General features: G+C 61.2%; 20 protein-coding genes and 1 tRNA gene. 5 read left to right on the top strand and 16 right to left on the bottom strand.

What is annotated here, in order from left to right:
• Positions 1-99: 99 nt before the first annotated feature.
• The 11 genes from ACP146_RS09565 to ACP146_RS09515 form a co-directional block, all read right to left on the bottom strand.
• Positions 100-411 (bottom strand): antibiotic biosynthesis monooxygenase family protein, encoded by a 312-nt coding sequence (locus tag ACP146_RS09565; RefSeq protein WP_422366527.1) that lies wholly within the window; start codon positions 409-411, stop codon positions 100-102.
• Positions 412-469: 58 nt separating this feature from the next.
• The gene (locus ACP146_RS09560) at positions 470-1282 is read right to left on the bottom strand and encodes a heme ABC transporter ATP-binding protein (RefSeq protein WP_422369636.1); all 813 of its coding nucleotides are present in this window, start codon (positions 1280-1282) and stop codon (positions 470-472) included.
• Entirely contained in the window at positions 1276-2361 is a 1086-nt protein-coding gene (locus ACP146_RS09555; RefSeq protein ID WP_422366526.1) for a FecCD family ABC transporter permease, read from the bottom strand. Before ACP146_RS09555 ends, ACP146_RS09560 begins: the two co-directional genes overlap by 7 nt.
• 12 nt (positions 2362-2373) lie before the next feature.
• Positions 2374-3357 carry a heme/hemin ABC transporter substrate-binding protein gene (locus tag ACP146_RS09550; protein WP_422366525.1) on the bottom strand — a complete coding sequence of 328 codons (984 nt, stop codon included), beginning with the start codon at positions 3355-3357 and terminating at the stop codon, positions 2374-2376.
• Between the two features lie 310 nt (positions 3358-3667).
• Positions 3668-3743: transfer RNA gene (locus ACP146_RS09545), tRNA-Glu, on the bottom strand.
• Between the two features lie 93 nt (positions 3744-3836).
• Positions 3837-4760, bottom strand: coding sequence for a DUF1194 domain-containing protein (locus ACP146_RS09540; RefSeq protein WP_422366524.1), 924 nt, complete (start codon positions 4758-4760; stop codon positions 3837-3839).
• Positions 4761-4887: 127 nt separating this feature from the next.
• A complete protein-coding gene (gene recJ, locus ACP146_RS09535) occupies positions 4888-6693 on the bottom strand; it encodes a single-stranded-DNA-specific exonuclease RecJ (RefSeq protein ID WP_422366523.1) in 1806 nt (601 codons plus the stop codon).
• A gap of 5 nt (positions 6694-6698) precedes the next feature.
• Positions 6699-7667, bottom strand: a complete 969-nt coding sequence (gene glpX, locus ACP146_RS09530) for a class II fructose-bisphosphatase (RefSeq protein ID WP_422369635.1) — start codon at positions 7665-7667, stop codon at positions 6699-6701.
• A gap of 44 nt (positions 7668-7711) precedes the next feature.
• A complete protein-coding gene (locus tag ACP146_RS09525) occupies positions 7712-9037 on the bottom strand; it encodes a homoserine dehydrogenase (RefSeq protein ID WP_422366522.1) in 1326 nt (441 codons plus the stop codon).
• Complete coding sequence (locus ACP146_RS09520) at positions 9034-10254, bottom strand: LL-diaminopimelate aminotransferase (RefSeq protein WP_422366521.1); 1221 nt, start codon at positions 10252-10254, stop codon at positions 9034-9036. The genes ACP146_RS09525 and ACP146_RS09520 overlap by 4 nt, the downstream gene beginning before the upstream one ends.
• A 156-nt stretch (positions 10255-10410) precedes the next feature.
• A complete protein-coding gene (locus ACP146_RS09515) occupies positions 10411-11217 on the bottom strand; it encodes an OmpA family protein (protein WP_422366520.1) in 807 nt (268 codons plus the stop codon).
• A gap of 203 nt (positions 11218-11420) precedes the next feature.
• On the opposite strand from ACP146_RS09515, the gene ACP146_RS09510 reads away from it, so the two are divergent.
• Complete coding sequence (locus ACP146_RS09510; protein ID WP_422366519.1) at positions 11421-13226, top strand: PHA/PHB synthase family protein; 1806 nt, start codon at positions 11421-11423, stop codon at positions 13224-13226.
• 25 nt (positions 13227-13251) lie between these two features.
• On the opposite strand, the gene ACP146_RS09505 is transcribed toward ACP146_RS09510, so the two are convergent.
• Positions 13252-13809, bottom strand: a complete 558-nt coding sequence (locus ACP146_RS09505; RefSeq protein WP_422366518.1) for a gamma carbonic anhydrase family protein — start codon at positions 13807-13809, stop codon at positions 13252-13254.
• Positions 13810-14222: 413 nt separating this feature from the next.
• Between ACP146_RS09505 and ACP146_RS09500 the strand changes: the two genes are divergently transcribed.
• A complete protein-coding gene (locus ACP146_RS09500; RefSeq protein WP_422366517.1) occupies positions 14223-15458 on the top strand; it encodes a GTP-binding protein in 1236 nt (411 codons plus the stop codon).
• 207 nt (positions 15459-15665) lie between these two features.
• Here the strand turns inward: ACP146_RS09500 and ACP146_RS09495 are convergent, their stop codons facing one another.
• Positions 15666-17150 (bottom strand): multicopper oxidase domain-containing protein, encoded by a 1485-nt coding sequence (locus ACP146_RS09495; RefSeq protein WP_422366516.1) that lies wholly within the window; start codon positions 17148-17150, stop codon positions 15666-15668.
• Between the two features lie 217 nt (positions 17151-17367).
• On the opposite strand from ACP146_RS09495, the gene ACP146_RS09490 reads away from it, so the two are divergent.
• The gene (locus tag ACP146_RS09490; protein WP_422366515.1) at positions 17368-17916 is read left to right on the top strand and encodes a helix-turn-helix transcriptional regulator; all 549 of its coding nucleotides are present in this window, start codon (positions 17368-17370) and stop codon (positions 17914-17916) included.
• 117 nt (positions 17917-18033) lie between these two features.
• On the opposite strand, the gene rpsI is transcribed toward ACP146_RS09490, so the two are convergent.
• From rpsI to ACP146_RS09475, 3 genes are all read right to left on the bottom strand, one after another.
• Positions 18034-18525, bottom strand: a complete 492-nt coding sequence (gene rpsI / locus ACP146_RS09485; protein WP_422366514.1) for a 30S ribosomal protein S9 — start codon at positions 18523-18525, stop codon at positions 18034-18036.
• Positions 18526-18527: 2 nt separating this feature from the next.
• Positions 18528-18992 (bottom strand): 50S ribosomal protein L13, encoded by a 465-nt coding sequence (gene rplM, locus ACP146_RS09480; RefSeq protein ID WP_422366513.1) that lies wholly within the window; start codon positions 18990-18992, stop codon positions 18528-18530.
• Between the two features lie 217 nt (positions 18993-19209).
• On the bottom strand, positions 19210-19731 hold the full coding sequence (locus ACP146_RS09475; RefSeq protein ID WP_422366512.1) for a PaaI family thioesterase: 522 nt from the start codon (positions 19729-19731) through the stop codon (positions 19210-19212).
• 169 nt (positions 19732-19900) lie between these two features.
• Here ACP146_RS09475 and ACP146_RS09470 point away from each other — a divergent pair, with 169 nt between their 5' ends.
• Both ACP146_RS09470 and ACP146_RS09465 read left to right on the top strand, forming a co-directional pair.
• A complete protein-coding gene (locus ACP146_RS09470) occupies positions 19901-20707 on the top strand; it encodes an enoyl-CoA hydratase (RefSeq protein WP_422366511.1) in 807 nt (268 codons plus the stop codon).
• 51 nt (positions 20708-20758) lie between these two features.
• The gene (locus ACP146_RS09465) at positions 20759-21931 is read left to right on the top strand and encodes a mechanosensitive ion channel family protein (protein WP_422366510.1); all 1173 of its coding nucleotides are present in this window, start codon (positions 20759-20761) and stop codon (positions 21929-21931) included.

Below are 21931 nucleotides of genomic sequence, written 5' to 3'. Positions count from 1 at the left end.
AGGTGTCCTGCCGCGCAGAACGTCTAGCGGGCGACGCAAATGAACAGCCGCCCTTACCCCCGAGGGGTTAGCGGCCGGCGGCCGGCCCGGATTACTCCCTCACTTCATATGCTGAACGACATCGAAACCTTCGAAGTGAGGTCCTTCGAGATACATGTGGCGGTTTCCACCGGCGGAACGATGCGCTTCACGAAAGGCTTCCGACTTCGTCCAGGCTTCGAAATCAGCACGCGATGCCCAAAGGGTATGGGACGAATAGAGCCTGTAGTCCTCGTGTTGCGGCCCTTTGAGCAGGTGAAACTCCACAAAGCCTGGAACACCCTTCAGCCGGCTGTCGCGGCCTTTCCAGACTTCCTCGAACTCGGCTTCGTGACCGTGACGCACTTGAAAACGGTTCATAGCGATGTACATGCGATCCTCCATAGTCCTGATAGGTGGTTCTCTTACCTGCACATATGAAGTGCGCCGCTCACCCCGGCACCATGACGGCTCGTCCGTTTCCAGGGTGGCGCATAACTGTTACGCGCAGACCGAAAGCGGCCTCGAGGTTGCGCTCAGTGATAACGGTATCCGGTGTTCCTTCGGCCATAATCTCGCCGTCCTTCAGGATGCAGACGCGGTCAGCGTAGAATGCGGCCAGATTCGGATCATGCAAGACCGCCAGCACCCCATGACCATGGTCGGTCAGGCGACGTGCGGATGCGAGAGTCGTTTGCTGATGGGCGATGTCGAGATTGTTTGTCGGCTCGTCAAGCAGCAGATAGCGGCTTTCGTGCTTGCCGGAACCTTCACCAGCCGTATCACAAGCAGCCGGCCAGACCTGGGTCAGCACCCGGGCAAGCTGCACGCGCTGTCGCTCGCCGCCTGAAAGCGTGGGATAGATCCGCTCGGCAAGATGAACCGCATCCGCTTCGTGGAGCGCCGCGGCAGCGATCCGCAGATCCTCCTGCCGCGCCGCCTGTCCGGCGAAAGGGCTGCGGCCTAACAAAACGACATCAAGCACACGGAATGGAAAATTCAGGAGCGGCGTCTGAGGCAGCACGGCGCGTCGCTTTGCCAGGTCCACGGGTCTCCACTGACGTAACGGCCGGCCATCGAGACTCACCTCACCGCTCTGCGGCTTTATCGTCCCGGATAGCAGGTGAAGAAGAGTCGATTTGCCAGCCCCGTTCGGACCGATGACGGCAAGCACCTCTCCGGGCCTTATGGGAAGGGAAACATCGGAGAGGATCGGCTTGGCTCCGTAGTGGTATCGCAGATTCAAAGCGGCAAGCATTACCACATCCCCAGGCTGCGGCGGCGGATCAAGAGCCAAAGAAAGAACGGTCCGCCGATACAACTCGTCAGGATGCCAACAGGCAGTTCCGCAGGCAGCACGATGGTTCGCGCGGCGAGATCGGCCAATAGCAGCAATGCCGCGCCCAACAGGATCGAAGCCGGCAACAGGGTACGATGGTCCGGCCCGATCATCAGCCGCACCAGATGCGGGACCACCAGGCCGATGAAGCCGATAACACCGGTCAGGGCAACCGACGCGCCGACGGTCAGGGCCGCCAGAATGACGATCGTACCTTTCGTCCTCTCCACATCGAAGCCCAGATGGGTGGCTTCCGCCTCTCCCAAAAGCAGCGCATTGAGTTGGCGGGAAAAAAACAGGAGAAGAAGGATTGGTGTCAGGATCAGGGGCGCTGCCGAGAAGAGGCTCGGCCAGGTCACGCCGCCAAGACCGCCGAGCAGCCAGAACTGCAGGTCGCGGAGCTGTTGATCGTCGCTCACAAAGACCAGCAGGCCGATCCCCGCTCCCGCAAGGGCATTCAGTGCTATGCCGGCCAATAGCATTGTCGCGACCTCAGTGCGTCCATCACGGCTGGCGATGCGGTAAACCAGAAGGGTCGTTGCCAAGCCGCCGACGAAAGCGGCAAAGGGCAACAGGGCGTTGCTGACCCAGCCGGGGAGAACACCCAGCAGAGTACCGCCGAAGACGATGGCGGCACCGGCCGCGAGGGCAGAACCTGTGGACACCCCAATCAGTCCCGGGTCGGCAAGAGGATTGCGAAAGAGCCCTTGCAGAGCGGCGCCGGCAACAGCAAGGGCCGCGCCGGCCAGAAGCCCCAATAAAACCCGCGGCAAACGGATAACCAGCAGCACCACCTTCTGCACCTCCTCATAGCCATCGAGGATGTTCAGGCCAAGTTGGTCCAGCAGGATCGCCAGGGTCTGAAGTGGCGCTATCGCAACGGCGCCATAGCCAATCGCAAGAAAAAATGCCGCCAGCAACAACACCGTAAGTGCGAGAAGCGCAAACCTAGCCCGCCTCGCCTGTCTCTCCACCGCCTGGGCGATGTCGACAGCCATTTCCATCGTAGCGCTGCGCTAATCGGAAACGGAGGAAGCCGGCCAATCCGGATGAAGGCCAGCGGCAAGGTCTCGGATCGCCTGCGGCGTGCGCGGACCGAAACCGAGAAGGAGTAGACCGTCCATGGTTATCACACGGCGCTCACGGCCCGCCGGCATCGCGGCGATTTCGGGCCGCGTAAGCAACGCCTGCTCTCCGCCAAGCAGGTCTCGAGTGCGTTCCGTCACCAAAATATAGTCCGGCTCAGTGCCGACCATTGCCTCGGGAGTCAGGGGTTTGTAACCATCAAAGGCGTCAATCGCGTTGCGGCCGCCGGCAAGCCCGATGATACTCGCCGCCGAGGTATCACGCCCTGCCGCCAGCGGAGCCCCCCGGCCCACGGAAAGCAGAAAAAGCACTGAGGGCTTCCCACCGACTTTGCTCAAATCATCGCCGAGCAGCGCGAGTTCCTCTCGGAGCCTGTCCGAAACCATCCGCCCTTCGGCCTCCAGGTCGAGGGCTTTTGCGACGACATCCACCTTCTGCAACACACCTTCATTCGAGGGCACGTCAGGCACGATAACCAAACTCATTCCGGCGGCGCGAAGCTGGTCGAGCACGCTTGCAGGCCCTGCATCTTCGACGGCCAGCAATAACGTCGGCTTCAATGCCAGGATCGACTCTGCGGAAAGCCGTCGCATGTAGCCGACATCCGGATGGTCACGCGCTTCAGGCGGGTGCAGGCTGGTGCTGTCAACGGCGATCAAGCGATCCCCCGCACCGAGCGCATAGACAACCTCGGTGACCGAGCCACCAATGGAGACAACACGGCTGCTGTCCCCTGCGCTTGCGTTCTCAGGACTCGGCTGAAGAAAAAGAGTCACAAGGCCAGCAACAAGACAGCAGCTTGCCTGCCGCCAAACCCGCCGTCCCACAACGGGCCGTATCCTGAACATGCGAAGAAAAAACCGAGCAACAACCGGCGTTTTCCCTTTTCGCGCCAGGGTATCCAGTGAACTCAAGGAGCAGCTCCCATAATGTGCGAATAATAGTCATTCGCATAATAGGTTAAAGGCTATGCCGCGCCATCTTTATGGGCAAGATAATTCGGCTGATTTCGGGCAATGTCACAGTCTCGCCCAGTCAGGGCCCCGCGTCCCGCTAAGACTGATCCTCTTCCAAGCTCGCGCGCTGGATCTGCAGACCTTGCGGTTCATATCCGACGAGCGCGAGGCCCGCCGCGTGGGTGCGCCTAACGCAAACACCGGTCACAAAACTTCAGTCCCGAGAATCTCAAGGACCTTCTGACCGGTGGCAGCTTTAAGGAAAGGATGGCGACCCCAACGGGATTCGAACCCGTGTTGCCGGCGTGAAAGGCCGGTGTCCTAGGCCTCTAGACGATGGGGTCCCAGAGCGCAGAGGATGTAGCCGCTTCGTACTGGGAATGCAACCCTCTGCGGCGCCCGGAACGGCAGAAATTGAGCCCTTTCGACAGGAAATACTAATAACCCGGGAGGTCGCCGGACTCCCGGGAGGCATCGCGGTCCGTGGCCGGGCCCGGCAGCGTGCCGGTTCTCTCGGCCAATTGGGTACCGCCAGGCGTCGTTGGCGCGCCCTCAGGGCCGCCCGTGTCTGAAGGGCCGTCGGAGGGGCCGTGGGCGACCGGAACCGCGCCGATCTCCTTGATCAGCTTCTCCAGCATGGCTGCCGCAAAGTCCTCGTAGTTGTTCGCGGTCATCACAAAGGCGCCGGTGCCACCGATCACCGAACTGCGGTAGTAGGCGTCGACCGAGGAATCCTCGTTCAGGATCGCCAGGCCGTTGATGGTTATCCCTTGCAGAACCGCCAGATCGCGGAGCTTCGCCGGCTGGGCCCCCTGGTTCGCCCGGCCGTCGCCGGAAATGTCGATCACCTTGCGCACGCCCTCAAAGGCGTTGCGTTCGATCAGGCGCACCCCGAATTCGATGGCGCCGCCGATGGCCGTACCACCCCCGTCCAGAAAGCGGGGCGTGGTGTCGATGAGATCCGCATAGCGCTCCGCCGACTCCGCCGTCGTCAGGTGTTGCCAATCGATCGCAACGTGCTGGCGGCGATTGTCGGACCACTGGATCATCGCAATGGCCACGCCCAGTTCCCCGGTCGCCCGGATTGCCGCGGCCACCGCCGGATCGCGGAAAGCATCGGCAAAGCCGCGCATCTGCAGGTCGAATTCCTCGGCAGAGACGGAAGATGAAGCATCGACGGCCAGAACCAGCTCCAGATCGACAACCTGCCTCTGTGCAGAAAGCTGCGCCAGCTCGGCGGCGAAGTCCCGGCTCCGCTCAGGGTGTTGGTCGTTCGCCCGGACATCGCCGGCAAAGCCAGCCGGCAGCCCGCCGAACAGCAGCATTCCACCCAGGACCGTTCTTGCAAGAGATCTGCGCATCAAATCCATGCGTAAAGCTTACCTGCCGAAGCAGCCTCCTGTCCCGGAGAATAGCGCTGCTGACCGGAATTTGAAGGCGATGGCCTGAAAGGCGGAGTTCCGCGGAAAACGGCCTCTCCGAAGGCTGTCAGGCGCCCAGCGGCGCCGCATCTTCGATGATGAACTGCACCGATTCCTTGCCTCCCCAGCGGTCGATCTGCAGCCGCCCCGCAACATTCAAAGGCATTCCGGCGGTTTGCAGCAAGGCGGGGCCAAGGTCGCTGTCCAGGGCCCGAAAGGCGATGCCCTTCAGGCGGCCGCCCTGGGCACCGGAAAGAAAGCAGCGCACATGGTTCTCACCAACCACCGAGGCCTGGGCCACCTTGACCGCCGGCAGGGCAAAACGCGGCTGGGCATTGCCGACCCCGAAGGGAGCGCAGCGCTCCAGAGCTGCAAACAGTTCCAGAGTGGCGCTCTTGGGCTGCAAGGCACCGTCAATCCCCAGGGCCGGGCGGTAGGCAATCTCGGCCAGGCGGCGGCCCAGGCGCTCGTCCAGAAATGCCGTCAGTGCGCCCAGGCGGCTACTTTCCAGGGTGATGCCCGCCGCCATGGGGTGTCCGCCCCCGTTCACCAGCAGGCCTTCCTGCCGGGCCGCGATCACCACTGCCCCGAGATCCACCCCCGGTACCGATCGGCCGGAGCCCTTGCCAAGCGGACCGTCCAGGGCAATGACCAGCGCCGGGCGGTTGTAGCGTTCCTTCAGACGGCTGGCGACGATGCCGATGACCCCGGCGTGCCAGCCCTCGGAAGCGGCGACGACGAGCCCCTTCCCCGGCCCCTGTTCCTCCACTTGGCGAATGGCCTGGTCGAGAACCTGGACCTCGATCTCCCGCCGTTCCGCGTTGTAATCGTCGAGCCGGGCGGCGATCGCCGCCGCCTCGCTCCCGTCGTTGCTGCACAACAGCTTTGCGCCCAGGGGCGCCTCGCCGACCCGCCCGCCGGCGTTGACCCTTGGGCCCAGCAGAAAGCCGGCATGGTAGGTGCCCGGCGGCTCGTCGATGCGCGCCACATCGCTCAGCGCCGCAAGCCCGGCATTGGCGCGGCGCGCCATAACCTTGAGGCCCTGGGAAACCAGGGCGCGGTTGACGCCGGTCAGCGGCACCACGTCGCAGATCGTGCCCAGGGCGACGAGGTCCAGCCACTGGCGCAGGTCCGGTTCCTTTCGTCCTCCGGCAGCGTACCAGCCGCTGTCCCGCAGAGTACGGTTGAGGGCGACGACCAGCATGAAGGCGACACCGACAGCGGCCATCTGGCCCTGTCCGCTGCCGTCGTCCAGACGGTTCGGGTTCACCACCGCCGCCGCCGTTGGCAGGCGCGGTTCGGCGGCATGGTGATCGACGACGATGACCTCAAGATCCGCTTCGGCGGCCTCCGCCAGAGCGTCAAAGGCGGTGATACCGCAATCCACCGTGATTGCCAGGCTGACACCGCCGGCGCGCAGCCGCTTCAGGGCCGGGGCATTGGGGCCGTAACCCTCGGCCATACGGTCGGGAATGTAGATTTCCAGATCGACGCCCAGCTCGGCGAAGAAGCGCCACAGCAAGGCAGAAGACGTGGCCCCGTCGACATCGTAATCCCCGAAGACGGCAATCTTCTCTCCCGCGCCGATCGCCTTGGCCAACCGCTCTGCTGCCTTATCCATGTCGGCAAAGGCAGAAGGGTCCGGCAGGTAATCGCGCAGGGTCGGATTCAGGAACCCTTCGGCCTCCTCCACCCCAACGCCGCGAGCGGCGAGCACGCGGCCGATGATTTCCGGCAAACCCAATTGTTGCGACAAGGCAAGGCCGAGCCGGGCCTCATCCAGGCGCTCCTCCCAACGCTTGCCTGTCAGCGAACGTTCGACCCCGAGGAAACAGCCGCGCTCCGCGTTGGATGCAGGCGAGGTCGCGGCCATCGCGTCTAGACGCCCAGCCCGTCGTACCAGGTCTTGCGCTGGAAATTGTGGTGGGCTTCGACATAGCGCACGGTGCCGGATTTCGACCGCATCACCACGGAATGGGTGGTGGCGCCGCCGTGGAAGCGGCGCACGCCCTTCAGCATCGAACCGTCGGTCACACCGGTGGCGGCGAACATCACGTCACCGCTGGCCAGTTCCTCCAGCTTGTACTTGCGGTCATAGTCGGTAATGCCCCAACGGTCGGCGCGGCGCCGTTCGTCGTCGTTGCGGAACACAAGGCGTCCCTGAAACTGCCCGCCGATGCAACGCAGCGCCGCCGCGGCCAAAACGCCTTCCGGCGCACCACCGACCCCCATATAGATATCGACACCGCTGTCGGGGCTGCTCGTCGCCATGGCGCCGGAGACATCGCCGTCGCCGATCAAAACGATCCGCGCGCCGGCTTCGCGCACCTTGGCAACCACCTCGCCATGACGCGGCCGGTCGAGAATGCAGGCCACCAGATCCGAAACCTCGACCTTCTTGGCCTTGGCCAGGTTGGCCAGATTCTTGGCCGGCTCTTCGTCGAGGTCCACCAGGTCCTCCGGTAATCCGCCGCCGATGGCAATCTTGCTCATATAGGTGTCGGGGGCGTTCAGGAAGTTACCCGCCTCAGCCATTGCGATCACCGCCAGCGCATTCTGGCCGCCCTTCGCGGTGATGGTGGTTCCTTCAAGCGGGTCGAGGGCAATATCGATGGCCGGGCCGCCGCCGCCGACCTTTTCGCCGATGTAGAGCATCGGCGCCTCATCGCGCTCGCCCTCGCCGATCACCACGGTGCCGTCGATTCCCAGGCCGTTCAAAGACTGTCGCATGGCGTTGACCGCCGCCTGATCCGCAGCCTTCTCGTCGCCACGGCCCATCAGCCGCGACGCCGCAAGGGCGGCCGCTTCGGTCACGCGAACCGTCTCCAAAGCCAAGTTCCGGTCCATCGCAGTGCTGCTTTTGGGCATTGTCCCTCTTCTTTCCTGTCGCTTCAGAAGTCGACGATACGAATAAGCTGCGGCGGCTCCAGTGTCGCCTCCAGCCCGGCAATCCGGTCCAAGGCGGCCCGCATGGCTGCCTCGCTGGTCTCGTGGGTCATGATGATGACCGGCACGGCCTCGCCCTCACCTTGGGCACGGCCGCGCTGAAGCATCGACTCCATCGAAATGTCCGCATCGCGCAGTACCGCAGAGACTTCGGCGATTACGCCCGGCTTGTCCAGTACCAAGAGGCGCAGATAGTAGGCACAGCTGTGTCTTTCCATGGGCAGGGTCGGCAGACGGCTGAGCCGGTCGGCGGCAATACCGAACACCGGCAGCACCGTCCCGCGGGCAATATCGATAAGATCCGCCACCACGGCAGAGGCCGTCGGACCGGCGCCGGCGCCACGGCCCTCGTACATCGTCGTATCGACGAAGTCACCATCGGCCACCACTGCGTTAAAGACACCATCCACCGAGGCAATCGGCTGCCCGATCCGCACCATGCAGGGGTGCACCCGTTGCTCCACCGCACCGTTCACCTGTTGGGCGACACCGAGCAGCTTGATGCAGTACCCCAGTTCTTCGGCATAAGAGACATCAAGGGCGGAAACGTTGCGGATGCCTTCGACAAAGACAGCGTCGAAATCCACCTCGCAACCAAAGGCAAGCGCCGTGAGGATGGCCAGCTTGTGTGCCGTATCGACGCCGTCGACGTCAAAGCTGGGATCGGCCTCGGCATAGCCCAGACGCTGTGCCTCGCTCAGCACGGCCTCAAAGCTCTGGCGTTCCACCGGATTGCCGGGTGCGCCGCCACCGGCGGACATCTGGGTCAGGATGTAGTTGCAGGTGCCGTTCAGGATGCCGTAGACGCGGCTGACGTTGTTGCCGGCCAGGCCTTCCCGCAGTCCCTTGATGATCGGAATGCCGCCGGCAACGGCGGCCTCGTAGCCGATGGTGCAGCCGGCTGCCTCCGCCTGCCTTGCCAAAGCGGTTCCGTGATGGGCCAGCAGTGCCTTGTTGGCAGTGACCACCGAACGTCCGGCGGCAAGGGCCGCTTCGACCATCTGCTTGGCCGCACCTTCGGAACCGCCGATCAGTTCGACAACCACGTCGGCTTCGGCCTCGGCGGCCATGGCCACAGGGTCGTCGAACCACTGACAGCCCGACAGGTCGACACCGCGGTCGCGGGAGCGGTCACGGGCGCAGACAGCGGTGACCTGCAGGGCGCGGCCTGCGCGTGCAGCAATCACCTCGGCGTTTTCGTTCAAAAGGCGCAGGGTGCCGGCGCCTACCGTGCCAAGACCGGCCACGGCTATTCGAAGGGCTGTACTCAAGAAGCGATGTTCCGAACCTTGGCGTCGTCGGGGCCGATTCCCGAAGAACGCAGAAACTGTTTGATGTTGCGCACGGCCTGGCGCGTGCGCTGTTCATTTTCTACGAGACCCAGGCGGACAAAGCCCTCGCCGTATTCGCCGAACCCGACGCCCGGTGCAACCGCCACCTGTGCTTCACGCAAAAGCAGTTTCGAGAATTCCAGGGACCCCAGTTCCCGCAGAGCCTCAGGCAGCGGCGCCCAGCAGAACATGGTGGCGGGCGGACTCGGTATCGGCCAGCCGGCGGCCTCCAGGCCGGATACCAGAACATCCCGGCGCGAGCGATAGCGCAGCCGCATTTCCTCAACGCAATCCTGAGGGCCGTTCAGGGCCGCTGTCGCGGCCACCTGGATCGGCGTAAAGGCGCCATAATCGAGATAGGACTTTACCCGCCCCAGGGCGGCAACCAAGTCCGCGTTGCCGACGCAGAAGCCGATGCGCCAGCCCGGCATCGAGTAAGTCTTGCTGAGAGAGGTGAACTCCACCGCGATGTCACGCGCACCGGGCACCTGAAGGATCGAGGGCGGCGGCTTGCCGTCGAAATAAACCTCGGCATAGGCAAGGTCGGAGATCACATAGATTCCGTTGTCGCGGCAGAACTCGACAATGGCCCCGTAGAAGTCTAGGTCGACGACCTCGGCCGTCGGGTTTGAGGGATAGTTCAACACCAGGGCCGAGGGCTTGGGCACGGAGTGACGGACTGCCCGTTCCAGCTGCTCCAAAAGGTCGAACTCCGGGCCCATGGGCAGGCTGCGGATCGCCGCGCCGGCGATGATGAAGCCGAAGGCATGGATCGGATAGCTGGGGTTCGGCGCCAGGATGATGTCGCCCGGACTGGTGATCGCCTGGGCAAGGTTGGCAAGGCCTTCCTTTGAGCCAAGGGTCACGATGACCTCGCGCTCCGGATCCAGATCGACGCCGAAGCGCTCGCCGTAGTAGCGGCTCAGCGCGCGCCGCAGGCCCGGGATGCCGCGCGATGTGGAATAGCGGTGCACCCTTGGATCTGACAGCGTCTCCACCAGCTTGTCGACCACATGCTTGGGCGGCGGCTGATCGGGATTGCCCATGCCGAAGTCGATGATGTCCTGGCCCTCCGCCCGGGCAGCAGATTTCAGCGCATTCACTTCCGCAAAGACGTAGGGCGGCAGGCGCTTGATCCGGTGGAAGTCTTGAGACATGGCCTGGCAAAGAACCAATCTGAGAGCGGGCACGGCCGCTGACGGCTGCCGTTAACCCCGTAAACCTAAGAAGCGTCAAAACCGATCTGGGCAACAACCCGCCCGGGCGTCCTTCAGCACGCTTCCTATCGGGTGCTTCTTGTACCCAGGAGGCCGTTATTTTTCCAGGAAGATTTCGACCCGGCGGTTCCCGGCCTCCCCCGAAGGCATGAACTCGTGATAGACCGGCTCAGCATCGGACTTGGCTTCCGTAGAAACGGAATCCGGAGAGACCCCAAGGCGCAGCAGTTCCGAAGAGACCGCATTGGCCCGCGCCAGCGACATCTCGAAATTCGCCACCTGATGCTGATCCGGGGTGGTGTTACGGGTCCGGCTGCTGGCATGGCCGATAACCCGCAGACTGCCGCCCTGCTGGTTGTGCAGGGTAACAAGGTCCTGCAGCACGCTGCGGTCGTTCCCGTCCAGCTCAACGGAGCCATGACTGAAGAAGATGATAGCGGCGAGCTGGCCCGGCCCGGCGGATGGCGGTGCCGAAAGGTTCGCAAGCTGCGCGCCTGTGGTCACGGAATCGGCCGAGATGATGGTGCTGCCGGCAAAGGGGTCGAGCTTGGGCGGCGCTGCCGTGATCAAGGGCGTGGGATCGGTGAAATCCGCCTTTTCCCGGTCATCCGTCAGTTCTTCGACCATTTCCTGCCGTGCCTCCGGCGAGGAATACGGTCGCGGCGCATCGGGAACCTCCGATAGAGTAGGAAATTCTTCCTTTGCGCCTTCCGTTGTTACGCGCTGCGGCTCCAGGGCCGCGCGTTCCTCAGGCGACATGGTGAGATCGTCCACTGCCGTACAACCGGCAAGCGCAAGTCCAACCGCCGCAGCCAGCGCCGCACCGGCGCGGCGCCCTTGACCCTTTGCCGCCAGATCAGCGTCTTTTGCGACCTGATCTGTCGCTTCCTGAGCTTCCGTCATCTCGTTTCATCCCTGCTGGGCCGACAATCCCGGTCTTCCACCTCAATCGCCCGGCCTGCGCCACTTTCGGCTGCGCTGTCTCCGCTATTGTACAGACCGCACCCCCCTATTACCTTGCGGGGCAATTCAGCGATCCTGCGTCCGAGCCCTGATTCTTTTTCCAGGGCGGCGCGCACGTTTCTAGGCAGGATAAGGAAGCCGCCATGGCGGAGCAACAGCCCCCCGACATCAAAATGCCCGATCCCGTGGAAATCTCCAAATCGATGGCGGGAATCGCAGAGCGCAGCCAGAAACTGGTCAGCGAATTCCTCGAGCGTCAACAGCAGGAAGGCAACGGTGGCGGCGCAGCCATGGACCCGATGAACATCGGCGCCGCTTTTATGGAAATGACCCATCGGATGATGGCCGACCCGGCCAAGCTGGTGCAGGCCCAGATGACCCTCTGGCAGGACTACATGCGTCTCTGGCAATCCACTGCCCAGCGCATGATGGGCCAGGAAGCCGATCCGGTGGCCGAACCGGAACGCGGCGACCGGCGCTTCAAGCATCCGGAATGGGATGAGAATGAGCTCTTTGATTATGTGAAGCAGTCCTACCTGCTGACGGCGCGCTGGATGCAGTCGACGGTAAAGGATGTCGAAGGCCTGGACGATAAGACGTCACAGAAGGTCGACTTCTATACCCGTCAGTTCGTCGATGCCATGGCCCCTTCGAACTTCCTGATGACCAATCCCGAAGTGCTCAAGGAGACCTTGGAATCCGGCGGCGAAAATCTGGTGAAAGGCCTGGAAAACCTGCTGGAGGATCTGGAGCGCGGCAAGGGCCGGCTGAAGATCCGAATGACCGATACCGAGGCTTTCGAGCTGGGCGAGAACATCGCGGTGACACCGGGCAAGGTGGTTTACCAGAATGACCTGATGCAGCTGCTGCAGTACGAGCCGACCACGGAAAAAGTCCACAAACGGCCGCTGCTGATCATCCCGCCCTGGATCAACAAGTTCTACATCTTGGATCTGCGGCCCAAGAATTCCTTCATCCGCTGGGCGGTCGAACAGGGCCATACGGTCTTCGTGATTTCCTGGGTCAATCCGGACGAGAAGCTGGCGGCCAAGAGTTTCGAAGACTACATGGTGGAGGGTCCGCTGGCCGCGCTGGACGCCTTGGAACAGGCGACCGGCGAAAAGGATGCCAACGTCATCGGTTACTGCCTGGGCGGGACCCTGCTGGCCTGCACCCTCTCCTACATGGCCGCCAAGAAAGACAACCGCGTCAAGTCCGCAACCTTCTTCACCACCATGATGGATTTCGAGGATTCAGGCGAACTGGGGGTCTTCATCGACGAGGTACAGCTGGCCGCGCTCGAAGAAAAGATGAACCAGAAGGGCTATCTGGAAGGCGGCGAGATGGCGACCACCTTCAACATGCTGCGGGCCAACGACCTGATCTGGTCTTTCGTCGTCAACAACTACCTGATGGGCAAAGACCCCTTCCCCTTCGACCTGCTCTATTGGAATTCAGATTCCACGCGCATGCCGGCGGCGATGCACAGTTTTTATCTGCGCAACATGTACCAGGAGAATCGTCTGCTGAAAGCCGGCGGGATCCGCCTGAGAGGGGTCGACATCGATCTCTCGAAAATCAAGGTACCGGCCAGCCTGATATCGACCCGCGAAGACCACATCGCCCCCTGGAAAGCGACCTATGCGGCGACCCAGCTTCTCGGGGGGCCGGTCAAGTTCATCCTTGCCGGCTCCGGCCATATCGCCGGGGTCGTGAACCCGCCGGAAGCCAACAAGTACGGCTACTGGACCAACGCCAAGAACCCGAAGGCGCCGGACAGTTGGATAAATTCTGCGAAAGAGCACGCCGGCTCCTGGTGGCCCGAGTGGGACAAGTGGATCGGCCAATACGGCAACGGCGAAGTGACGGCGCGTAAGCCGGGCGACGGAAAACTGAAGGTTCTCGAAGACGGCCCGGGCAGCTACGTCAAGGTAAAGGCGCAGGATTGATCGCTTTCGCCAGCGACGAGGTGTTTCAGCCGCGCCGCTCCGCCAGATAGCTTGCCGCCGTTTCCTGATAGTGTTCGGCCAGATAGGGGAGATCAGCCAACTCCTCTTCCGACAGCGCGCGCATCAGCTTGGCGGGACGCCCGCCCCAAAGCTCTCTCTTGGCCACCTTCTTGCCCGGCGTCACCAGCGCGCCGGCCGCCACCATCGCCTGACCCTCGACGAGGGCACCGTCCATGACGACGGCGGCCATGCCGATGAAGGCGTCGCTCTCTATGGTGCAGGCATGGATGAGGACCTGGTGCCCGACGGTGACGTTGTCGCCGATCAGGGTCGGCATGCCGCCGCCGGTCTGCCGGTAGTCGCCGTTCCGGTCGTGATTCACGTGAACGATGGTGCCGTCCTGCAGGTTGGTCCCCGCCCCCACCCGGATCTTGTTCACATCGCCGCGCAGCACACAGCCGTACCAGATTGAGGCCCGTGGCCCGATCTCCACATCACCGATGATGGTCGCCGTCTCCGCGACAAAAGCATCGGGATGGATCCGCGGGGTGACACCGCGATAAGGAAGAATCAGGCTGGGCATGGAGATAACCTCTGCTTGAAGGTGGCGGGGCAAGCCGCTGTTGGGACGTCAGATTATCTCAGCGACTCTCCGGCCGGAAATCCTCATCCAACGGCGCTTCCTCAGACACCGATTTTGCTTCGCAAACAAATGGCAGGGCAAATGGGCCGCAGGCGCCACAGTCCGTCTTCCCAGCCGCGCGCGTAGACTTACCGCCTTTCTGACTCGCACCTCTACAAAACCCTGATATTTATGCGTTATCTCTGACGGAAACTCATTTTGAGACTTTGCGATGCCCTCCTCTCGGGATCGCGGGCAAGAAACTGATTGCATCACAATGTGATGTTATTACATTACATTTCTTCCCGAAGGAAAGGTCTTCGGGTTCATTCTGCGCGGCTGCGCATCCTGCAGATTCTGACAACTGGTCACCAATGACCAAGGACAAGACCATGATTGCCGAAGCCTCCCGCCTTCCCGTCACCGTGCTCTCCGGTTTTCTTGGGGCCGGCAAGACGACACTTCTCAACCGCGTGCTGAACAATCGCGATGGCCGGCGTGTCGCCGTCATTGTCAACGATATGTCCGAAGTGAACATCGACGCCGATCTGGTACGTGCGGACAACGAACTCAGCCGCACCGATGAAACACTGGTCGAGATGTCGAACGGCTGCATTTGCTGCACCTTGCGTGATGATCTCCTCGCAGAAGTGCGGCGCCTCGCCGAAGAGGGGCGTTTCGACTATCTGCTGATCGAGTCAACCGGCATTTCTGAGCCTTTGCCTGTGGCGGCGACCTTCGACTTCCGAGACGAAGAGGGCGTGAGTCTGTCGGATGTTGCCCGCCTTGATACCATGGTGACCGTCGTCGACGCCGTAAATCTACTCCATGACTACTCCAGTCACGACTTCTTGCGGGACCGTGGCGAAACTCTGGGAGAAGAAGATGATCGAACGCTTGTACACCTTCTCACCGACCAGATCGAATTCGCTGATGTGGTCATTCTCAACAAGGTGGCCGATGCGGAGCCGCAGCAGGTGGACGCCGCGCGCAAGATCATCCGCAGCCTGAATGCGGATGCAAAGATCATCGAGACCAACCATTCCAAAGTCGGCACGGATGAAATCCTCGATACAGGGTTGTTCGACTACGAGAAAGCGCATGAACATCCGATGTGGGCCAAGGAACTCTACGGCTTCGCCGATCACGTGCCGGAAACCGAAGAATACGGGGTCGCAAGCTTTGTCTACCGCGCGCGTCGTCCCTTCGTGCCGGAACGCATCCACGCCCTATTGAACGGAGCCCTTCCCGGCGTGATCCGCGCCAAAGGCCATTTCTGGATCGCCACGCGGCCTGATTGGGTCGTGGAGTTCTCGCTCGCAGGCGCTTTGTCGTCGATCAGTCCACTTGGCACCTGGTGGGCGGCGGTACCGAAAGAGCGTTGGGTGGAACATGAAAGCGCGCGTGCTTACATGCGTGATCACTGGCAGGAGCCCTGGGGCGACCGTCGGCAGGAGATCGTCTTCATCGGCAGCGGCATAGACTGGCAGGTGCTAAAGGCGCGGCTGGATGCCTGTCTCCTTCCTGATCAGCATTCGCAGGGCCCTGACGACCTACCGGAGTTGCCAGACCCCTTCCCGGCCTGGCGGCGCGTGGCGGCCACGGGCTGACACTCACCCAAGAATGAGTCCCCTGCTCAAGCGCAGAGTCGGCGTCTCCGGGGCTTGCTGGTTCCGCTGAGGCGAACAGGCCGACAGACAGCGTTTGGACCACCGAACGCGGGACGGCTTCGCTGGCCTTGGCGCTGCCGTGCTCGTCGGTACCGTGTTGAAAGCACCCGAGACCTAAGTCGTCAGAATATGCGAAAGGTCCCCTTTTTACGTGACTGTAAACTGCCCCATCATGCCGCGGTCTTCGTGTTCCAGGATATGGCAGTGATACATATAAGGGAACTGGTCTGTGGCAACGTGGTCAAAGCGCACGACAATCTCAGACCAATCGTCGTCGTCCAGGACAACGGTATCCTTCCATCCCCGCTGGTCTTCCGGCGCAGTTGCACCTTCCATTTGATCAATGAGAAAAGAGCAACCATGCGCATGAAAGGGATGCGCGCCCATATCCGAGCGGATACGCCATCGCTCCCATTCGCCCAGATTGACCCTTTCATTGATCACGTTCATGTCCATTGATGCACCGTTGATGGCCATATCCATTACAGCGTGGCCGTGATGACCTGAGGCCCCACCACCGTGCTCCATGGTTAGTTCAAACTCACGGACTCGTACGACATCGCTCGCCTTGGGGCGGATAATGTTGACGAGCTTTTCAGGCAGCGGGACAAGGTTTGGGACAAGCGAGGTATCGACTTCCAAGGTCAACGACGGCATCTCAGCCGCAACCTCTGACGAGCCCAGCACCCCCAACATGCCGCTGACAATACCCTCTTCAGCCTCGTCAACGTCATCTTCGAACAGTGTGAACAGATCCGCGGATTTGCCATCTGAAAGATCAACAATGATCTCGCAACGTTCCCCGGGTGACATTTCCATTGTTGTCATGGGAACAGGCGCTTCGAGCAAACCACCATCTGTTGCGATTTTGTGGAACACCCGATTATCTGCAAAAGCGACGATGTAAAATCGGGCATTGGCGCCATTGAGTAGACGTAGACGCACCCTACCAGCAGGGACTTTGGCAACCGGAGCAATGGCGCCATTTATCACCACGGTATCGCCATACCAACCGTCTTCATCTGCTTCCATCAAGGAATAGACGAGACGGCCTTGCTCATCGAAAGTCCGGTCTTGAATAACAATGGGTATATCATCGATGCCATATCGCCGAGGAAGATCCATTGCATCGGTTTCGTCATCATCGATCAGGATCATTCCTGCAAGGCCACGATAGGTTTGCTCGCCTGATTTGCCGTGCGTATGAGAGTGATACCAGCAGGTAGCAGAGGGCTGAACGATCGATAGCTTGGGGGACCAGCGATCACCCGGCGCAATTTCCAACTGCGGTCCTCCATCAACTTCACCCGGTACATGGAGCCCATGTCCATGTACAGCCACCCCCTCATTCAGGGTGTTGTGATAACTCAGGTTGAGTTCCCTATTCTTTCGCGCCCGGATCGTCGGTCCAAGATAGTCTTGGTTGATCCCGAGGGTAGGCGTCATGATACCGGGCTTGAACGACCAGAGCCCCTCGCGAAGTTGCAGATGAACAGGTGCCTCAATGGTACCATCAATCAAGGTGGGGATTGGCAACTCGGGCCGGTTGGAATTCGACCAAGCATTGCTGGCGAATGCCGTACCAACGAAGGCAGCACTACCTGTAAGAAAGCGTCGACGCGATAGGGTCACGGGCACTAAACCTCTCGTTTCGCAATGGTTTGAAAGCGGGCTGACTCCCTGCTCGCTTCCCAGTTCAGTAAGGCAAGTTCGGCCATTCCGCTATCGGACAAATGCCCGATTGCGCAGGAGGTTTCATAGTGCTTATGTCCGATTTCAACGAGTTGGGGGACCGTGAGGAGATAAGAGTTGGGGGACCGTGAGGAGATAAGAGTTGGGAAGAAGTGACGTGTTCGATGAATTTGGGCAGCTTTCGATCGGCCAAAAATCACTGGTTGTTTTTGTCCTGATCGTTTTCGCCACAAGCGCCATCGAAATAGTCTCGGAGTTCTTCGCTGGCGGCTCGCTTATCTCAATGTGGGATGACGTCCTCTGGTTCGCCTTGAGCGCAGCTCTTGTATTGTTCTATTTGCATCAGCGCAGACTGAGTTTGCGGGAGATTCATCAGCTTCGCGCAGCACTGGAAAATGCGCGCGGAAAACTGGTGAAACTCGATAGCAGCTCGAGCGAAATCACAAACCAATACCGAGCCGTCATGCAAAAGCAATTTGATCACTGGAAGCTCTCTGCTAGCGAGCAAGACGTCGTGATCGGGATACTCAAGGGGCTCTCATTTAGGGAAATTGCTGGACTACGGGAAACGCGTGAAAAAACTGTCCGGCAACAGGCCTCATCGGTTTATCGCAAAGCGGGTGTTTCAAGTCGAAACGAACTCACTGCGTGGTTCTTTGAGGACCTACTTGTCCCCCCGTCGACCAAGACAGAAACCATCGAGTGAGATGGAGACAAGGTCCTGACCTGACCAAGGACTAACCGCGGCTTTGGCAAAGAAATACGGCGCCCCCATAACCTGGGGACGCCGCATAGATCGTTACTTCTGTTTTGTATGTCTCGGTTACCGCTTGGAGAACTGGAAGCTCCGGCGGGCCTTGGCGCGGCCGTACTTCTTACGCTCCACAACACGGGAGTCGCGGGTCAGGAAACCGCCGCGCTTCAGCACCGGGCGCAGGCCCGGCTCGTAAAGCATCAGGGCTTTGGAAATGCCATGGCGAACGGCACCGGCCTGACCGGAAAGACCGCCGCCTCTGACCGTGCAGACCACGTCGAACTGGCTGGTGCGGTCGGCAACCACAAAGGGTTGGTCCAGGATCATACGCAGAACCGGCCGTGCGAAGTATTCGGTCTGGTCCTTACCGTTCACCGTCACCTTGCCGCTGCCAGGCTTGATCCAGACACGGGCAACCGCATCCTTGCGCTTACCGGTCGCATAGGAACGGCCCTGGGCGTCGCGCTGGGGCTCCGCCGTCTCAGCGGCCGCTTCCGGGGTCACGCCGGTTGCTTCAGCCAGATCGCCCAGATCACTCAGGGTTTGAGTCTCATCGGCCATGCTTACTGGCTCCTCTTGTTCTTCGCATTCATCGCCGCGAGATCGAGCGTCTCCGGCTGCTGAGCCTCATGGGGATGCTCACCACCGACGTAAACCTTCAGGTTCCGCATCTGCTGCCGGCCAAGGCTGTTGCGCGTGATCATGCGCTCCACCGCCTTGATCACCACCCGCTCCGGATGGTCCCCATCCAGAACCTGGCCCGCGGTGCGCTGCTTGATGCCGCCCGGATGGCCGGTGTGCCAGTAGTAGATCTTGTCGGTCGTCTTCTTGCCGGTCAGCTTGACCTTCTCGGCATTGATGATGATGACGTTGTCGCCGCAGTCCATGTGCGGCGTGAAGCTCGGCTTGTGCTTGCCGCGCAGGATCTTGGCCACCTGCGAGGCCAAACGGCCGAGGACGAGCCCATCGGCATCGATCAGAAACCACTTCTTCTCGATATCCGACGGTGTGGCGGAAAAGGTTTTCATCGTGCCAATCACTGTCCGAATGAATAGGAGATGGAGCGTCGGCCCGGGCCGGCTCCGAAGAGCGGTTTTCTATGGGGCAAGAGGTGTTCTGTCAATCGCAAAAAGCACCTTTCTGCGAATAGGTTAGAATGGTGGTATTATAGTACCTCACTGATAACTCATTCACAAAGAACGAGAATTCTTAACCACCCCGCGCACCCCTGCAAAGCCCCAGGAATCAGCCCTTTGGCGGGATCGAATAGGTCGCGGTAACGTGGGAAATCGGTGCTTCCTGACCTCCGGAGGTCAGAAAGACCTCCCCGACCGCCAGACGTTTGCCCAGCTTGATGAGCCGGCAGTCGGCCTGGATATCGCCGGGCAGCGGCTTGTGCAGAAAATTGATCGAAAGACTGGTGGTCACCGCCAGGGGTACGTTGCCGATGGCCCCGAGGACGGCGGCATAGACCGCGAAATCGCCCAGCGCCATCTGCGCGGGCCCGGAGACGGTGCCGCCGGGGCGCACATGGTCCGCACTGGCGGGCAGCCGCGCCCTTGCCGTGCCGTAGCCGATTTCCTCGGTGACGAAGCCGTATATCTTCTGAAAAGGGGCCGACTCGTCGAGGAGCCGATTGAACTCCTCCAGGGTGATGCGGGGGGCCTGGCTTGAGTAGTCCATCTGGATGACGTCTTCCTTCTTGGATATCCTGTCCTGGATCGGATCATGTTTTGACGGAACCACTTCGTGGTTGCGCCAAAACATGTGAATCCGATCGGCATCAAATAGTTAGAGCAGATTCACCGGGTTGGATGAATCGCTCACGCGATTCATCCAACCCGGATCTGCTCTAAGAGAACTCTAATACCGCTTGATAACACACCTGCGAAAGCGCCAAAGTCTCCCCGCTTTCCAGAACCCGCGAGAGGTCCCTATGCCAGCCGAAGCCGCACCAGCGAGCGAGCCCCCTCTTCTCCTTCGTTCCGACAGTGGCGGGATCGCCCGCCTGACCATGAACCGACCCCGGCAGTACAATGCTCTGTCCATGGCCTTGATGACCGAACTGCAGGCCACTCTCGACGAGATCGCCGAAGACTCCTCCGTTCGCGCGGTGATCATCGAAGGCGCCGGCAAAGGCTTCTGCGCGGGCCATGACCTGAAGGAGCTGCGCGCGCAAAGCGGCGACCGGGCCTTCTATCAATCCGTCTTCAAACAGTGCAGCAAGCTCATGATCAGGCTGACCAACCTGCCGCAGCCGGTCATCGCCAAGGTGCATGGCATCGCCACGGCGGCGGGCTGCCAGATGGTGGCGACTTGTGATCTGGCGGTTGCCGATGCGGCGTCGCACTTCGGCACCCCAGGGGTCAATATCGGCCTGTTCTGCTCAACGCCGATGGTCGCGCTGTCCCGCGCCGTCCCGCGCAAACAGGCCTTGGAGATGCTGTTGACCGGCGAGATGATCGATGCCGAGACCGCCGTCGGTCTGGGCCTGATCAACCGGGCCGTCGCGGCGAGCGACCTGGAGAGCGAAACAGAGCGCCTGGCCGAGAAAGTAGTCGCCAAGTCCCCGCTGACCGTGAAGATCGGCAAGGAAGCCTTCTACCGACAGGTCGAGTACGGTCTGGTGGAGGCCTATGCCTACACAAGCGAGGTCATGACCACCAACATGCTGGCGCGCGATGCCGAAGAGGGGATCGATGCCTTTATCGAGAAGCGCCGGCCCGAGTGGCAGGGCCGCTAGATAGCCGCCCGCCCCCCTTCAGTCAGTCAACGTTAGAAAGCCTTTCGCCCTATGCAGCAGTTGCAAGAGTTCTGGGCCCTGGTCCTGGATGTCTGGAACCAGGGATTCCTTGGAATCGAAATCAGCCGCCTGCTGGGCGCGCTGGGCATCTTCCTGCTCTTCCTGATTTTCCGCCGTCTCTTCACGAAGTTCGTTCTGGCCCGCCTGAAGCGGCTCGCCAAGCGAACCGACGGGCAGTTCGACGACGAACTGATCGCCGCCCTGGAGCAACCGGTCCGTTTCATCCCCGTGGTTATGGGCGCCTTCTTTGCGGCGGAGTATCTGGGGCCCGAAGGTACATTCGAGCTGATCGTCGACAACATCCTGCGCTCGCTTGTGGTGCTGGCGATCTTCTGGGGCTTCTTCAACGCAGTCGGCCCTCTCTCCTTCCTGTTCAGCCGGCTGGAGCGCATCTTTACCCGACCGATGATCGAATGGCTGGTGAAGGCCATCAAGATCGGCATTGTCTTCATCGGGGTTGCCACGGTCCTGGAGATCTGGGGCATCGAGGTCGGACCGATCATCGCCGGCCTTGGCCTGTTCGGCGTTGCCGTCGCGCTTGGGGCCCAGGATCTTTTCAAGAACCTGATCGCCGGCATTCTGGTCCTCGCGGAAAAGCGCTTTCATCCGGGTGACTGGATCCGGGTCGACGGTGTGGTCGAGGGCACCGTGGAGACCATCGGGTTTCGCTCGACCCGCGTGCGGCGCTTCGACAAGGCCCCGGTCTTCGTTCCCAATGCCAAGCTCTCAGACAACGCCGTCACCAACTTCAGCGCCATGACCCATCGGCGCATCTATTGGAAAATCGGCGTCGAATATCGAACCACGGTTCCCCAACTGCGCGAGATCCGCGACGGCATCGAGCGCTATGTTCTGGACAACGATGATTTTGCGCCGCCCAGCGAAGCCTCGACCTTCGTGCGCATCGACAGCTTCAACGACTCTTCCATCGACATCATGCTCTACTGCTTTACCAAGACCACCAACTGGGGCGAGTGGCTGGAGATCAAGGAGAAGCTGGCCTACTACATCATGGAAGTGGTCGAGGGCGCAGGCAGCGGCTTCGCCTTCCCCAGCCAGTCGCTCTATATCGAAAGCCTGCCCGACGACCGGCCCGAGACTTTCGTGCCGCCCACAGAGAGCCGAAGCGGCCAGGACCCGATCCCAGATAGAGCTTCAGACTGA

Source organism: Pelagibius sp. (genome assembly GCF_965249265.1).
In the GTDB taxonomy this organism is placed as follows: Bacteria; Pseudomonadota; Alphaproteobacteria; order Kiloniellales; family Kiloniellaceae; genus Pelagibius.
This window is presented reverse-complemented; position numbering and strand designations above follow the sequence as displayed.

Bases quoted from the DNA above. Each gene is read 5' to 3' on its own strand.
- ACP146_RS09465 (WP_422366510.1), top strand. From the start codon at position 20,759: ATGCAGCAGTTGCAAGAGTTCTGGGCCCTGGTCCTGGATGTCTGGAAC.
- ACP146_RS09470 (WP_422366511.1), top strand. From the start codon at position 19,901: ATGCCAGCCGAAGCCGCACCAGCGAGCGAGCCCCCTCTTCTCCTTCGT.
- rplM (WP_422366513.1), bottom strand. From the start codon at position 18,992: ATGAAAACCTTTTCCGCCACACCGTCGGATATCGAGAAGAAGTGGTTT.
- ACP146_RS09540 (WP_422366524.1), bottom strand. From the start codon at position 4,760: ATGCGCAGATCTCTTGCAAGAACGGTCCTGGGTGGAATGCTGCTGTTC.
- ACP146_RS09475 (WP_422366512.1), bottom strand. From the start codon at position 19,731: ATGTTTTGGCGCAACCACGAAGTGGTTCCGTCAAAACATGATCCGATC.
- ACP146_RS09500 (WP_422366517.1), top strand. From the start codon at position 14,223: ATGACCAAGGACAAGACCATGATTGCCGAAGCCTCCCGCCTTCCCGTC.
- ACP146_RS09510 (WP_422366519.1), top strand. From the start codon at position 11,421: ATGGCGGAGCAACAGCCCCCCGACATCAAAATGCCCGATCCCGTGGAA.
- rpsI (WP_422366514.1), bottom strand. From the start codon at position 18,525: ATGGCCGATGAGACTCAAACCCTGAGTGATCTGGGCGATCTGGCTGAA.
- glpX (WP_422369635.1), bottom strand. From the start codon at position 7,667: ATGGACCGGAACTTGGCTTTGGAGACGGTTCGCGTGACCGAAGCGGCC.
- ACP146_RS09565 (WP_422366527.1), bottom strand. From the start codon at position 411: ATGTACATCGCTATGAACCGTTTTCAAGTGCGTCACGGTCACGAAGCC.
- ACP146_RS09505 (WP_422366518.1), bottom strand. From the start codon at position 13,809: ATGCCCAGCCTGATTCTTCCTTATCGCGGTGTCACCCCGCGGATCCAT.
- recJ (WP_422366523.1), bottom strand. From the start codon at position 6,693: ATGGCCGCGACCTCGCCTGCATCCAACGCGGAGCGCGGCTGTTTCCTC.
- ACP146_RS09520 (WP_422366521.1), bottom strand. From the start codon at position 10,254: ATGTCTCAAGACTTCCACCGGATCAAGCGCCTGCCGCCCTACGTCTTT.
- ACP146_RS09515 (WP_422366520.1), bottom strand. From the start codon at position 11,217: ATGACGGAAGCTCAGGAAGCGACAGATCAGGTCGCAAAAGACGCTGAT.
- ACP146_RS09555 (WP_422366526.1), bottom strand. From the start codon at position 2,361: ATGGAAATGGCTGTCGACATCGCCCAGGCGGTGGAGAGACAGGCGAGG.